This is a genomic window from Spirosoma arboris (assembly GCF_009754945.1).
GTDB classification, from domain to species: Bacteria; Bacteroidota; Bacteroidia; order Cytophagales; family Spirosomataceae; genus Spirosoma; species Spirosoma arboris.
Genome location: NZ_WPIN01000017.1, coordinates 102,869 through 115,102, shown reverse-complemented (window position 1 = coordinate 115,102; position 12,234 = coordinate 102,869). Strand labels below are relative to the sequence as shown.

Below are 12,234 nucleotides of genomic sequence, written 5' to 3'. Positions count from 1 at the left end.
GTTTGCTCTAATTTTTATTGCGGAGACAGTAATACAAAAATCAGAACTGTAAATACAACACTGATCCAGGGGCTTAATCCAAGCCGGTAAGTGCGGATGAAGTGTTGGCCAATCATCAGCGCATAGCCAATTAAACGAATAGTAGACCAGCCCGTAGTTGAGCCTATTGCGATGAATAGTGTCCCAATAAAAAGGCTCATCCCCAAGTGACCTGTATAATCCAGTATTGTTTCAAGCGTATTGATCGATGGCTGTAAAAGTAGGGAGAACTTTGTAATGCCTAATTGACAGCCTATCAAAGCGGCCAATGGCCAGATGGTAGAATGGCTGGTAGCCCAAGCCCAAGTGGTAACTCCAAAAATGGTGAGAATAAACGCAACTCGCTGGCCAGCATGAAAATCGGGTTGAAGATCCAGTAGTTGCCAACGACCCGGCGCAGATGTAATTATGATACGTCGGTTATAAGAGATAAACGCATACAATTTTTGTAAAATCGTTCGCAACCAACCAAGCGATAAGAGCCTCTCTAATTGCTGATTATGATGGCCAAATGCATAAATCCAGGTATCGACTCCGTATAGAGTTTCGCCACCGTCGAGGTCAATCAAAGGTATTTCGTGGCGCGCACGTTGCCGATCTAAACGGCTGACGACAGATTCATTTGGTAGTTCTCCATTGCTCATTCGGGTCAGACAGCCGCTTGAATCGGCAGCTACCATGCCTTTTGTATAGAGTTTACACATTGGGCAGCTTTCATCATAAATTAGTAGCTTTTTCATGACTTTGTGATTTTTGAAATTTCAGAAATAATTGAAAGATTTTCATAAAAAAATATCACCGAAAAACCTTTATGAACTGACTCATCAGCCAGTTCTCTTCTGCTTTAATTACGGCATTGAGGGTACTATCGGCAAAGCCGACTACGCTGCTTAATCCTTCCATCACCCGTTGGAATTCCTGTGCTTCGGGTGTGTCGGTTGAAATCATTTTCAGTTCGTTCAGTACGTCAACAACAGGTGTAATTTCCCGGCGACGGCGTTCTTTTGCCACTTGTCGGGCTACTTTCCAGATGTCTTTCTCAGCCATAAAAAACTCCCGGCGTTCGCCTGGTTTTAACTGTTTGTAAATCAGGCCCCAATCCATCAGGTCTCGGAGATTCATACTAGCGTTGCCGCGCGAAATTTGCAATTGTTCCATAACATCTTCCGTTGCCAAGGGCTCTGGGGCAATAAGCAATAACGCATGTAATTGTGCCATTGAGCGATTGATACCCCACTGGGTAGCTAGTGTACCCCAGGTATGAATGAATTTATCTTTGGCTTCGTCAAATGTCATAATGCAAAGGTAAACTGTAGTTTCTGTAATTTCAAAATATTTTGAAAGAATTGATTTGATAGGAAATGGACTCTGTAGATCAACCTAGTCCGGCAATAGCGAGTAAGCTATTGGGATTAGGGCAAATGAATAGAAATTTCGCTCGATCGGCTACTGAACACACACCGGGGAAGTCGCCTTTCAAACCAAGCATATCAGTCATGAGTTGGAAATGGAGATGCGGAGGCCAGTCGCCGTTTTCGGGGTAGGGACCAATTTCGGCAAGTTTCTCCCCCGCATTAAATTCTTTTCCTTCATACAACCCATCCAGCGATTGACGGGTCAGATGGCCATAAAGACTATAAAGAGGTTTACTATCTATTACGTGTTCCAAAATAATCGTTGGGCCGTAGTCGCCGAAGTTTGCATTGTCTCGAAAACTATGTACAGTACCTGCCAATGGTGCGAAGACAGGCGTTCCGGAATCTACCCAGAAATCGATGCCGAGGTGAATCTCGCGGGGTTCATCGACAGACGTATTGAAATGGGGACTTCGACGGTAAATAACCCGGTGTTCGTTGTAGCCACCTACACCTACTTTGGCGCCCGCTGCTTTTATCTTACCAAATACATAGTTGGTGAAACTGGTGGTATCTGTCAGGTCGAGGCCTAGCCGGTGTTCGGAACTGAGGTCAGGGTTGGTGGCTGAAAAGTCCAGAATTAGGTAAGGATCTTTCTTGAAGTCGAAAGGAAGAAGCATTGGCAAGCTCAGATTAAACAAACAATACCCCAAAATAGGCCAAGTCTGACTAACGCCAATCGGTTATGTCTATGAAAAAATGATTTATCCTAAACCAATCCTTTTAACGCTATGAAAGTCAACGCTATAGTACGTAGTATAGGTCTGGGCTTATTCCTTTTGCTGCAACAATGTACACCGCAATCCATATCACTATCACCGTCGACAGGCGATTGGAATATACGGGCTGAATTAGAAGGGCCAGCTCGGAGTGCAGCTGTTTCCTTTACGATTGGAAATATAGCCTACATTGGAACCGGACTGGATGTATCGAATAACTCGCTGGCTGATTTCTGGAAATACGATCCCTCTCGAAATGCCTGGACACAGGTAGCCGATTTCCCCGGCAAAGCCCGGAGCGAAGCCGTTGCTTTTGCCACCAGATCAAAAAAAGGATACCTAGGGACGGGGATGGACGCTCAAGGAAACTTGCTTCGGGACTTCTATGAATATGATCCGACAACAAATGCCTGGAAACGTATTGCTGATTTCAGTGGTTCGGCCCGGCGTTCGGCAACGGCCTTTAGCATGTATGACCTGGGCTTTGTAGCACTAGGTTTCGATGGGAGTGAACGGGCCGATCTCTGGCGATATAATTCCTCGGCTAATCAATGGACAGAGCGGAAATATATTGGTGGGCCTGCACGTGTTGGGGCAGCAGCGTTTGTGATCAATAATCTTGCGTATGTTGGGGCAGGAAGTTCTCAGAATGTCAATCTTAGCGATTTCTGGATGTATGATCCTGATAATAACATCTGGACGCAACGTCGGAATATTCCTGATGCAATTTCTGCGAGTTCGGGTGCTGTAGGTTTTTCGATCGACAATACAGGTTATTTCGTAACGGGATCGGGTGGGAGACAGGTTCTGGTTTATAACTCAGTTACCGATTTCTGGACAGAGCAAAGGCCTTTTGAAGGATCATCACGGTCGAAAGCCGTCGGGTTTGCGATTGGCCAAAAAGGCTATATAACTACGGGTTCAAACGGTAATACCCGTTTCGATGATTTGTGGGAATTTGATCCGACCTATTAAGTGCTTTGCTGCTTTCGGATGTTGAAGGTATCTTTACAGCTATTTTGCCCGTTATTTACACATATTCTTCGGCAAATTGACCTGTTAGCCCAACTCTATGGAAGCTACTATTGAAAAACCCGTTAGCAATGCTACCCTCTTCGGTCATCCTATAGGCCTTTTTGTCCTGTTTTTTACAGAGATGTGGGAGCGATTCAGCTATTACGGAATGAGGGCCATTCTACTCCTATTTCTGATCGACAATGTGCGGGGTGGTTTGGGGTTGAACGAAACCGAAGGAGCAGCTATTTATGGCATTTATACGGCGTCTGTTTATTTACTTTCCTTACCGGGCGGCTTTATTGCCGATACAATTCTGGGGCAGCGGAAGTCCATCTGGTATGGTGGATTAATAATCATGCTTGGCCACATCATCCTAGCCATTCCATCCGGGCCGGGTTTATTCTATACAGGTCTCTGTACAGTTGCTATGGGCACAGGTCTGTTGAAACCGAACATTAGTAGCGTTGTTGGAGAGTTATATCCTGAAGGAGGAGCGCGTAAAGATGCTGCTTTCTCCATTTTCTACATGGGTATAAACCTGGGCTCTTTGCTCGGCATTTTTACAGTTGGGTATCTGGGGCAGCGAGTTGGCTGGCATTATGGTTTTGGGGCTGCTGCCGTAGCGATGGCATTGGGTCTGGTTACATTCCGGGTTTTCGGACAGCGATTTCTTGGTGAATATGGCAATTATGTAGTCCGACCAACAGTAGATGGCCCAAAATCTCAGACGGGTAACCGATCGCTCCTGGCCTTTTTAGTTTTTTTAATCGTGGTACTAGGGTCGCTCCAATTGACTGGTACTATAGATATGACCACTGCGCAGGGACTGGCGCGGGCGATGGGCACCATTATTTCATTGATTGCCGTGAGTTACTTTGTGTACATTCTGGTAGCCGGTGGGCTAGATAGTGTAGAAAAAAAGCGGATAGCTGTTTTGTTTGTTTTCTTTCTGGCATCGGCTTTGTTCTGGGCAGGAAATGAACAGCAAGGCTCATCGTTACAAATATTTGCGGATCGCTATACCAACCTTAGTCTGTTTGGGTGGGAGATGCCGTCGAGCTGGTTTCAAAACCTTAACCCTGCCTTCATTCTCATTTTTTCGCCTATTCTGGCCATGCTGTGGGTTTTTCTGGCTAATCGAAAGCTGAATTATTCGGTTCCTGCCAAATTCGCTACGAGCCTCCTGCTGCTTGGACTGGCATACGTTGTCATGGTTGTCGCTTCTAAAATAGCGCTGACAGGCACACGTACATCACCCCTGTACCTGTCGTTCACCTACCTGTTTTTCACCCTTGGCGAGCTGTTCCTGAGTCCGGTGGGTCTGAGCGCATTCTCCAAATTAGCACCTAAACGGTACACCAGCCAGTTGATGGGTATCTGGTTTGTTGGTACGTCGTTGGGTAATTTAATTGCAGGGCTATTTGCGGGTGGTTTTGACGAGGAAAACGTGCAACAAATGCCAGCTATGTTTCAGAGCGTTGCCTATTTTAGCTTAGGGTTCGGGTTCCTGTTATTACTGTTGGCAAAACCCCTGAAAAAATGGATGGGTGGTATTGAGTAACTAGTTACTATCCGGTTTAATAATTAGGGCCGGATTGGCTCGTTCATACTCATCAATACAATTTTCCCCTTCATCTGTCAATTGGTAACTGGAGGTTTCAGTCCCCTTTTTAATCAGACCAATGGCTAGCAATCCCTTGATATAGTAATTAATTATCAAGTGATTAAAGCTAGTTTCCTGTTCCAATTGCCTATAAGTCACTCCTCTAATAGTGGCCTTAAGGATACTATATTGAGCAAATGTAAGAGTCATGTTAAATTAAATCGCCTACAAGTAGTCTTCTATAATAGTATAACGAAATTTTCGCCTTTTATTAACTTGTAAGAGTTAAAAAAGCTTTATAAATCAACAAACTAAACTGAGGGGATAATAGATTTAATCGTAACGCTTTTCTGAGCGAAGGGGAGATGAGAATAGGCCACCCATTCTTAAATAGTGGCCATCTAGATCAGCTTTCAACGGGTAAGATGGCTTGCAAACCATGCTGGATTAGCAGCCATAATCATGACTATCTTCGACGATCAGGAGCTGCCTCGCTGAAAATTATTCCTGATCGTTAAGCGGATGCCGACTTGTTGAATAGATAGCTCTGCTGCGGTGTATTTTAGGGTTGTGTATCAGACGAAACTCCCCGAATCAGATCAAAAGCACGTTTAATCATCACGGTGATTTGGCTCGGATTTTCATCGCAAAAAAACTCTCCTGCCAGCGTAAAGACTTGACTTCCGGTGACTGATTTGACAATTCGTACAATGTGATTGACATTGACCACGTATTCTTCTACTCCTCCGTACTGCGACGATCTCTTCAAGTTGATAAATGGATTCATTGACATCATTTAGGTTGGTTTTTATGACTAATATCTCACTTTAATAAACTTTTAAACTTTTCCTTAAAAGGAGACTATTTATTGGACATTCGATCTTGAATCAGGCAGAATGGCAATAAAAAAGGATTATGGCTTCATTTTAGAAAGTTTAAATAGCTTCAATAACTGTATTGGCTTTTCTGTGTTGAAAAGATAAGGCAATAGTGGCAAGTTACTAAATTCAGGCCATAGCTCACTATGGATTTTGAAAACGACAAGCTGTTTGCTAATTTGGTTGAGTATATAGTTGCGCCATATGTCAAAATTTGGAAATTGTAATCAAGCTTCATAATGTCGTTGATAGGGCCTATTATTTCGGTAGAAGATGATATTGATGATCAATATCTCATTCGGGAAGTTATTCAGAGTCTGGCTATTCCAAATCAACTTGTTTTCTTTTCTAATGGACAAGATGCCCTCAATTATCTGGAAATCACCTCAGAACAGCCTTTCTTGATTCTATGTGACATTAATATGCCAATCATGAATGGTATTGAGCTACGGCAGCGAATCAATGGAAGTGATTATTTAAGGCGGAAGGCAATACCTTTCGTATTTTTAACTACAGCAGCTAATAAGGCACTTGTTAACATGGCTTATGACGCCACAGTGCAAGGGTTTTATCAAAAATCAGCCAATTATACGGGCTTCTATCAACAAATTAAGCTAATTATCGACTACTGGCAGACTTGCTTGCATCCTAATAGTCAGCTAACGTAGCCAGTAGTAGGGATTTGAGCCGAGCTGTGGTAGTAGGCAGCTACATTAACTAGTAGTAATACTTCCCCAAAACGTATTGTAATCAGAATCAGTCGCTTGGCGATTTGCGTTTGTTAATAGGTGCTTTTTTGTCCTGATGCCTTATGGTACTAAGGGCTTGACTACCTACTTTCGTGTTATGGATCTTAGTCGTGAACACCAGGAATTAGTCGATTTCTTTTCGGGCCGTGAGTTGCCCACAGGCCCCCAAAATATCAACGAATATAGCGTACTACTCAATTTGTCAGGAGCTGTAAAGACTCGTCTTCAGCAACTTGATAGCGAAGTAGAGGCTACCAGAAAGTCGGCAGCTCTCATGCTTTGTGAGGTAAAAGACTGGTTAATTATGAATACTTCGGCAGAATAATATATTTACTCGTGTAAAAGAAATAGATTTTATACTAAACTGTTGTGAGGAGGGAATACAAGCGAATTAAACGATTAAATGCCAGATCCATTTAATCGTCATCCAGAACAAGTAAGCTGATATAGCAAATACAAGAGTCCAGGGGCCAGGTACAAGGATATTTTTCTTCGTAGCCATAATGTATATATGGAGAATAAATTGATTGTAATTTAAATTGACTCCATTAATAGGGTTTATTAATAGGATTAATTGTAGCTGAATTCCTAGTAGTTGTGCTGATTTAGAGAAGGTTGTAACTCAATTCATTGCTTTTGACATACGTTACCAGTTACCTAGGCAGGATTTGTGATAGAGTGAATAAGCTACCTTCAAAGGCACTCTATAAGCTTATTGATTTACAAATTCTATACATAGACGATGTAACCTACTGATCGTCACAATCAACAGAACGATAGTTAATTTATTAAGAAAAAATAGGCTATACGTTTGTGTTGGAAGAGTCAACTTCTGTAATAGTATAGGCTACTGCCTGGCTGTTGGGCTCGACTGCTAAATGAATCCATTCACCATACTGACGAGTAAAGGCGGCTCCATAATAGAAAAGCAATGACGCATAGAAAACAAATAATAGCAATAAAATGATGGCTCCCGAAGTGCCATATAAGGTGCCTATCGAGCTATTAATCAGTAGATTATCTAAGATAACTTCACCAGCTTTAAATAAAATACTGGTAAAAAGCGCACCCGGCCATACAGCGCGCCAGGAAATTCTGACATCTGGTAAAAACTTAAACAGCATAGCAAACCAGATCATACGAATGAGTATAGAAGCAAAAAAGTGACCAAGATTGGTCACGTCCTGATAATAGGCGAATGAAGGAAATGACCACTTCGCACTTAGTTGCGCTGTAAGTTGCTCTAAGGCTAATGATAAGCTGAACAAGAAGCCTGAGCCAAGGATAATAGCCAGAGCAATGAGCTTATCGAGCAGAATAAGCAGGAAGCTGCGTTCTGATTTCTTTTTGATATTCCAAAGTTGATTGAGGGAGTTTTTAAGAATAGCAAATAAGGTTGTTGAAGCCACTAATACCAGAATAAAACTGAGTATAGTCAAAGGCAAGCTAGGCTTAGGAAGATGAAGACGATGCGAAATAGTTTCCAGTTGATTGGCACTTTTAGGCCCAAACAGCTCAGCTAATTTATCAAATAGCTGACCGCTAATACGTTGATAGCGATCATTGAAAAGGCGACTAAGTACGCTACTAAGAATGAGCACAATGGGGGGCAAGGCAAAGAATGCAAAGAACGCAGTTGCCCCGGCCATTCGAATGGGATCATTGGCTTGTAAGTTAATGAACGCTTGTTTCAGGAGCAGAAGAAGAGGGGCTACTTTTTTCACTGAATAAGCCGTTAGAGGTGATAAGCTGACTTTCACTGAGGCTAACTGACGTTTGCTCGCCAATTTGTATTGCGTAACTGGTATAGCTCAAGCTGGAGCCGGGTCACCTGATTTCGGCAATAGGCCAATTGATCGGTTGGGGCATGGACATCCTGCAAATGATCCAATAAATGTAGCCACTCGTTGAGGTGGTGTTCTGTAATGGTTATAAACTCAGTATCGGGAATAGGTTGTGGCACGAGAATGCCAGTACGTTTCGATTTCATGACAGGTAAGCTCGTTAGTTGTTAGGTTTGTGTATAACACATAAGCCGCTATTTGTTCACTCAAAATAGAGTTCTTACTACTCGAAAAATCTGCTAAAAGAGCTTGAAATCCCTCATAAAAACCTCCTTTTTGACTTAGGCCTATGTGAGCTAAATTGATGGAAAACTAGCCCACACCTTGTTGTAAAAATATATGTACCGCCTAATAGATTTATTGTATCTTAATTAATGAAAATGAATCTAAAGTTTATTGAATGTGCTAAATGTTTAATTATATTTAAATTCATTAACTTATATTTTATATTTTGTTATGATTGTTTCATTAACTGACGAAGAAATGATTCGTCAATGTTTGCCTACCCAACCTAATCAATGTTTTGAGACTCTCTATAATCGGTATGTAGGTAAGGTGTACCAGCGCTGTTTGTCAATGACTAAAGACACAGAAAAGGCGGAAGACTTTACCCACGATATTTTTCTGAAAGTATTCGATAAACTGAATGCATTTCAACAGCGATCCAGTTTTTCGACCTGGCTTTATTCTATTGCCTATAACTACTGCGCTGATCAACTTCGATTAGCCAAACGGTTTAATACAACCGGGATTACTGAAAATCTTGACCAATATGTAGACGAATCGCAGGAAGCTCAACTGCATGAAGAATCGATTCTGATGGTTAAGCAGGCTATGGAAACGCTTTCGCATAAGGAGCGGTCTTTATTACGCCTTAAATATGAAGATGGTCTGAGTATTGAGGAAATTGCTCAGTTATACGATATTAAACCCAGCGCGGTTAAGATGCGGTTGAAACGGAGCCGTGAAAAAGTACAACATTTGTACACACGCCAAGCCGTGGATTGAGTTAAGCAAGTGCTTAATTCTTTGACAGAAGTTAACTGATACCAATAATGTGAAAATATATAATTGATGTAATTATTTGTTTAGAACAGCCAGACCAATGGCATAGTTTATACTTGTTTATAACGGCAAAAGCCCCATCGTACTCGACGGGGCTTTTGCTATTTATGGGCTAATATGGAGAAAGTCTTTTGGAGACTTATAATTTCAAAATGAATAACTTACATAAAAAATGTAGTCACTAATCTTATTTAGGTTAGTTTTGTGTAGCTACTAATGCAATTTGTAGAGAAGTTGCCTGTTTTTTCTTGCTTATGAAAATATAGTAGGCAATAATCGGGCCAATTAGTAACTTGCCTTTAACTGCCGCTTACTCAATAAATAAGCGATAAATGCAACTAGGGCATTTGATTTGGGGTCTTATTCTATAGAATTAGTTTTGAAAAAGTGTAGGTAAACACGGATACCTTATTGGGGTTTCTGCTGTTTTCCTGGTTTAGCCTACCAGATATTCTTGTAAAATGAAGCATACTTCTAAATCTACATCATGCAATACATTCTTCGTTTTCAGCTTTATGACGACCCATCACGTCAGAGCTTCACCCAGTTGGGGACTGATCAATTAGTTACTAAATATCCTTTGTATCGGTATGGACTAGTTTATGAGATTGGCAATAATGAGACAATCTCCAAAGGACTGTCGGTTTATGTCGTGGCTAATATTACACGAATTAGGTATATACCAGATCCGATCAATCCAGAAGTGCATGCGTTGTTGTTCGAGGTGTTTCTAGCTCACCTTGAAGAATGGGGGAAATTTGAGGAGGCCGAAGAGGTTAGGCAGGCAAGAGAAAGTTATTGGCCTCTTCACAACAAAAAAGCAGTTATGAAAAGGCCATATGTATAAGGCAGAGCCCTTTGTTGAGTATGACAACGCTATTTTATTTATTGATCAGCTGTCCGCTATCCTGGTCAATAAATAAGGTAGCGTTGGCATGTTGCCGTAAAATAGTTGAAGGATATTGTTCTGAAATGGCATCGGCCAATGTGTGTTGAATAGCTACTGCTTTGTGAACTGCTGGCACCATGCAAAACACCGCTGGTGCTTTGACTAAAGCTGGAATCGTGAGCGTCAACGCGTATTCGGGGACTTGTTCCAGGGTTGAAAAACAACCATCATGAACCTGTTGCCAGCGACTTGTCAGGTCCAAACCAACTTGTTTGACAAGCATAGGATCATTAAAATGAGCTACATGGGGATCGTTAAACGCAATATGGCAATTTTCGCCAATGCCCATACAGACGATATCGGTGGGGTACTCGAGTAACAAAGCTTCATAACGTTTACACTCCACGTTAGGATCACTGTTGCCATTGATGTAATAAATTGTCCGTAACGGTACTTTGTCGAATAGGCGATCTTTCAAGTAGTTGCCAAACCGCTGTGGAGCGTCGTCGGGCAAGCCAATGTACTCATCCATGTGGAAGGCATTGACCCGTTCCCAGGCAATATTGGGCTGCTCTGCCAGCGCATCCAGAAACTCGTTTTGTGATGGCGCTGCTGCGAATACAATATTGATAGTCGCTTGTTTTTCCTGTAATTCCCGAATCCTATTGGCCGCTAATAGGGCAGCGTTTTTACCCAGATTCTGGCGTGTGTCGAACAGCTTGACGTTGAGTTTGTCTACGGTGAATTCCTGCAAAAGAGCTATTGAGTTACTCATTGAGAGAGGCAATTAAAGGGTTAATATGTCTGAACCAATCTCCTGATTGGTTTAGACAATACACTTATTTTTTGTAAATTATTTTCCCCTGAATCATTGTTGCGCCGATTATAAAATCCTGGTCGAAGAATACCAGATCGGCATCTTTGCCTTTGGCGAGCGAACCTTTTCGGTGATCGACGCCCATGATTCGGGCGGGTGTCGTACTCGCCATCCGAATAGCTTCGAGCAAGGGTACATCGGCGAATTTTACCATGTTTCGGACGAGTTGATTTGTTGTCGCCACGCTGCCCGCAAAAGCCGTTCGATCAGGTAGTTTGGCGACACCATCTTCAACAATCACCTTTAATCCATTTTTGAGAGAGCCCAGCGTGCTTTCGCCTTCAGGCATGCCAGCTGCTCGCATGGCATCCGTAATCAACGCAGTACGGTCAGCCCCTTTTATTTTATAAACTAGTTTGAGTAAGGGTGGAGGCAGGTGAATACCATCGCCAATAATTTCAACGTCAAGGCCCAGCAAGAAAGCGCTCTCAATGACGCCGGCATACCGAAACGCATTTCGCCGTGTAACCCCAGACATAGCTGAATACAAATGCGTTACCAGTGAGTACCCGTTTTCATAGGCATTTAGTACATCGTCATACAGGGCATCGGTATGGGCAATGGCGGCTATGATGCCTTTTTGTCGGAGCCGTTGTCCGAAAGCAATGGCTCCGTTCAGCTCGGGGGCAGCACTCCAGCGGACAATAGAGGACGAGTAGTTTAGTATTTCTTCGTATTCATCCGGATCAGGGTTGCGAATATAACGAGGGTCTTGAGCGCCCCGTTGGCTAAGTGCGAAGTAGGGTCCTTCCAGATGAATACCCAAAAAAGTAGCTCCTTTCGTATTACTCCGATTGGCTTTTTCATACACATCCAGCGTTTCTAGCAAATCTTCCCGTTCGGCGGTTAAGGTAGTCGGGACTAGCGCTGTAGTGCCGTACCGGGCGTGGAGTTCAGCGATTTTGAGAAAGGCTTCTTCGGTGCCATCCATGAAATCGAAACCACCCCCGCCATGCACATGAATGTCGATGAAGCCGGGTGCCACAAACTGCCCCTCTGCGTCAATATCAACGGCATCAGGGACGTCTATCGGTCCATTGTGTATACCCACAATCTGGTTTCCGTCAATGACTATAGTTCCGCCCTTAATTGCCCGGTAAGGGGTTAAAATAGTGCAATTGCTTATTTTTTGTCGCATC

Annotated in this window: 14 protein-coding genes; 6 read left to right on the top strand and 8 right to left on the bottom strand. The window is 42.7% G+C overall.

Features of this window, described 5'->3' with window-relative positions; all coding sequences use genetic code 11:
• Positions 1–14: 14 nt before the first annotated feature.
• From GO755_RS32010 to GO755_RS32000, 3 genes are all read right to left on the bottom strand, one after another.
• Positions 15–779: a hypothetical protein gene (locus GO755_RS32010; RefSeq protein ID WP_157589514.1), complete on the bottom strand. Its 765-nt coding sequence runs from the start codon at positions 777–779 to the stop codon at positions 15–17.
• 55 nt (positions 780–834) lie between these two features.
• A complete protein-coding gene (locus tag GO755_RS32005; RefSeq protein WP_157589513.1) occupies positions 835–1,335 on the bottom strand; it encodes a GbsR/MarR family transcriptional regulator in 501 nt (166 codons plus the stop codon).
• A gap of 79 nt (positions 1,336–1,414) precedes the next feature.
• A complete protein-coding gene (locus GO755_RS32000; protein ID WP_157589512.1) occupies positions 1,415–2,074 on the bottom strand; it encodes a peptidoglycan DD-metalloendopeptidase family protein in 660 nt (219 codons plus the stop codon).
• Positions 2,075–2,185: 111 nt separating this feature from the next.
• On the opposite strand from GO755_RS32000, the gene GO755_RS31995 reads away from it, so the two are divergent.
• Both GO755_RS31995 and GO755_RS31990 read left to right on the top strand, forming a co-directional pair.
• The gene (locus GO755_RS31995; protein WP_157589511.1) at positions 2,186–3,148 is read left to right on the top strand and encodes a Kelch repeat-containing protein; all 963 of its coding nucleotides are present in this window, start codon (positions 2,186–2,188) and stop codon (positions 3,146–3,148) included.
• A 97-nt stretch (positions 3,149–3,245) separates the two neighbouring features.
• On the top strand, positions 3,246–4,751 hold the full coding sequence (locus GO755_RS31990) for a peptide MFS transporter (RefSeq protein WP_157589510.1): 1,506 nt from the start codon (positions 3,246–3,248) through the stop codon (positions 4,749–4,751).
• A gap of 604 nt (positions 4,752–5,355) precedes the next feature.
• On the opposite strand, the gene GO755_RS31980 is transcribed toward GO755_RS31990, so the two are convergent.
• Positions 5,356–5,580 carry a hypothetical protein gene (locus tag GO755_RS31980; protein WP_157589508.1) on the bottom strand — a complete coding sequence of 75 codons (225 nt, stop codon included), beginning with the start codon at positions 5,578–5,580 and terminating at the stop codon, positions 5,356–5,358.
• A gap of 330 nt (positions 5,581–5,910) precedes the next feature.
• Here GO755_RS31980 and GO755_RS31975 point away from each other — a divergent pair, with 330 nt between their 5' ends.
• Positions 5,911–6,339: a response regulator gene (locus tag GO755_RS31975; RefSeq protein WP_157589507.1), complete on the top strand. Its 429-nt coding sequence runs from the start codon at positions 5,911–5,913 to the stop codon at positions 6,337–6,339.
• A 178-nt stretch (positions 6,340–6,517) separates the two neighbouring features.
• Entirely contained in the window at positions 6,518–6,745 is a 228-nt protein-coding gene (locus tag GO755_RS31970) for a DUF6965 family protein (RefSeq protein WP_157589506.1), read from the top strand.
• Between the two features lie 478 nt (positions 6,746–7,223).
• Here the strand turns inward: GO755_RS31970 and GO755_RS31965 are convergent, their stop codons facing one another.
• The gene (locus GO755_RS31965) at positions 7,224–8,144 is read right to left on the bottom strand and encodes a YihY/virulence factor BrkB family protein (protein WP_317165997.1); all 921 of its coding nucleotides are present in this window, start codon (positions 8,142–8,144) and stop codon (positions 7,224–7,226) included.
• Positions 8,145–8,185: 41 nt separating this feature from the next.
• Complete coding sequence (locus GO755_RS31960) at positions 8,186–8,410, bottom strand: hypothetical protein (protein ID WP_157589505.1); 225 nt, start codon at positions 8,408–8,410, stop codon at positions 8,186–8,188.
• Positions 8,411–8,720: 310 nt separating this feature from the next.
• Here GO755_RS31960 and GO755_RS31955 point away from each other — a divergent pair, with 310 nt between their 5' ends.
• Both GO755_RS31955 and GO755_RS31950 read left to right on the top strand, forming a co-directional pair.
• Entirely contained in the window at positions 8,721–9,272 is a 552-nt protein-coding gene (locus GO755_RS31955) for an RNA polymerase sigma factor (RefSeq protein WP_157589504.1), read from the top strand.
• A gap of 544 nt (positions 9,273–9,816) precedes the next feature.
• Positions 9,817–10,176, top strand: coding sequence for a hypothetical protein (locus GO755_RS31950; RefSeq protein WP_157589503.1), 360 nt, complete (start codon positions 9,817–9,819; stop codon positions 10,174–10,176).
• Between the two features lie 34 nt (positions 10,177–10,210).
• On the opposite strand, the gene GO755_RS31945 is transcribed toward GO755_RS31950, so the two are convergent.
• Together GO755_RS31945 and nagA are read right to left on the bottom strand one after the other, a co-directional pair.
• Complete coding sequence (locus GO755_RS31945; protein WP_157589502.1) at positions 10,211–10,993, bottom strand: glucosamine-6-phosphate deaminase; 783 nt, start codon at positions 10,991–10,993, stop codon at positions 10,211–10,213.
• Between the two features lie 64 nt (positions 10,994–11,057).
• On the bottom strand, positions 11,058–12,233 hold the full coding sequence (gene nagA / locus GO755_RS31940; RefSeq protein ID WP_157589501.1) for an N-acetylglucosamine-6-phosphate deacetylase: 1,176 nt from the start codon (positions 12,231–12,233) through the stop codon (positions 11,058–11,060).
• Position 12,234 lies beyond the last annotated feature (1 nt).

Bases quoted from the DNA above. Each gene is read 5' to 3' on its own strand.
- GO755_RS31990 (WP_157589510.1), top strand. From the start codon at position 3,246: ATGGAAGCTACTATTGAAAAACCCGTTAGCAATGCTACCCTCTTCGGT.
- GO755_RS31945 (WP_157589502.1), bottom strand. From the start codon at position 10,993: ATGAGTAACTCAATAGCTCTTTTGCAGGAATTCACCGTAGACAAACTC.
- GO755_RS32010 (WP_157589514.1), bottom strand. From the start codon at position 779: ATGAAAAAGCTACTAATTTATGATGAAAGCTGCCCAATGTGTAAACTC.
- GO755_RS31960 (WP_157589505.1), bottom strand. From the start codon at position 8,410: ATGAAATCGAAACGTACTGGCATTCTCGTGCCACAACCTATTCCCGAT.
- GO755_RS32000 (WP_157589512.1), bottom strand. From the start codon at position 2,074: ATGCTTCTTCCTTTCGACTTCAAGAAAGATCCTTACCTAATTCTGGAC.
- GO755_RS31995 (WP_157589511.1), top strand. From the start codon at position 2,186: ATGAAAGTCAACGCTATAGTACGTAGTATAGGTCTGGGCTTATTCCTT.
- GO755_RS31970 (WP_157589506.1), top strand. From the start codon at position 6,518: ATGGATCTTAGTCGTGAACACCAGGAATTAGTCGATTTCTTTTCGGGC.
- nagA (WP_157589501.1), bottom strand. From the start codon at position 12,233: ATGCGACAAAAAATAAGCAATTGCACTATTTTAACCCCTTACCGGGCA.
- GO755_RS31950 (WP_157589503.1), top strand. From the start codon at position 9,817: ATGCAATACATTCTTCGTTTTCAGCTTTATGACGACCCATCACGTCAG.
- GO755_RS32005 (WP_157589513.1), bottom strand. From the start codon at position 1,335: ATGACATTTGACGAAGCCAAAGATAAATTCATTCATACCTGGGGTACA.
- GO755_RS31980 (WP_157589508.1), bottom strand. From the start codon at position 5,580: ATGAATCCATTTATCAACTTGAAGAGATCGTCGCAGTACGGAGGAGTA.
- GO755_RS31975 (WP_157589507.1), top strand. From the start codon at position 5,911: ATGTCGTTGATAGGGCCTATTATTTCGGTAGAAGATGATATTGATGAT.
- GO755_RS31955 (WP_157589504.1), top strand. From the start codon at position 8,721: ATGATTGTTTCATTAACTGACGAAGAAATGATTCGTCAATGTTTGCCT.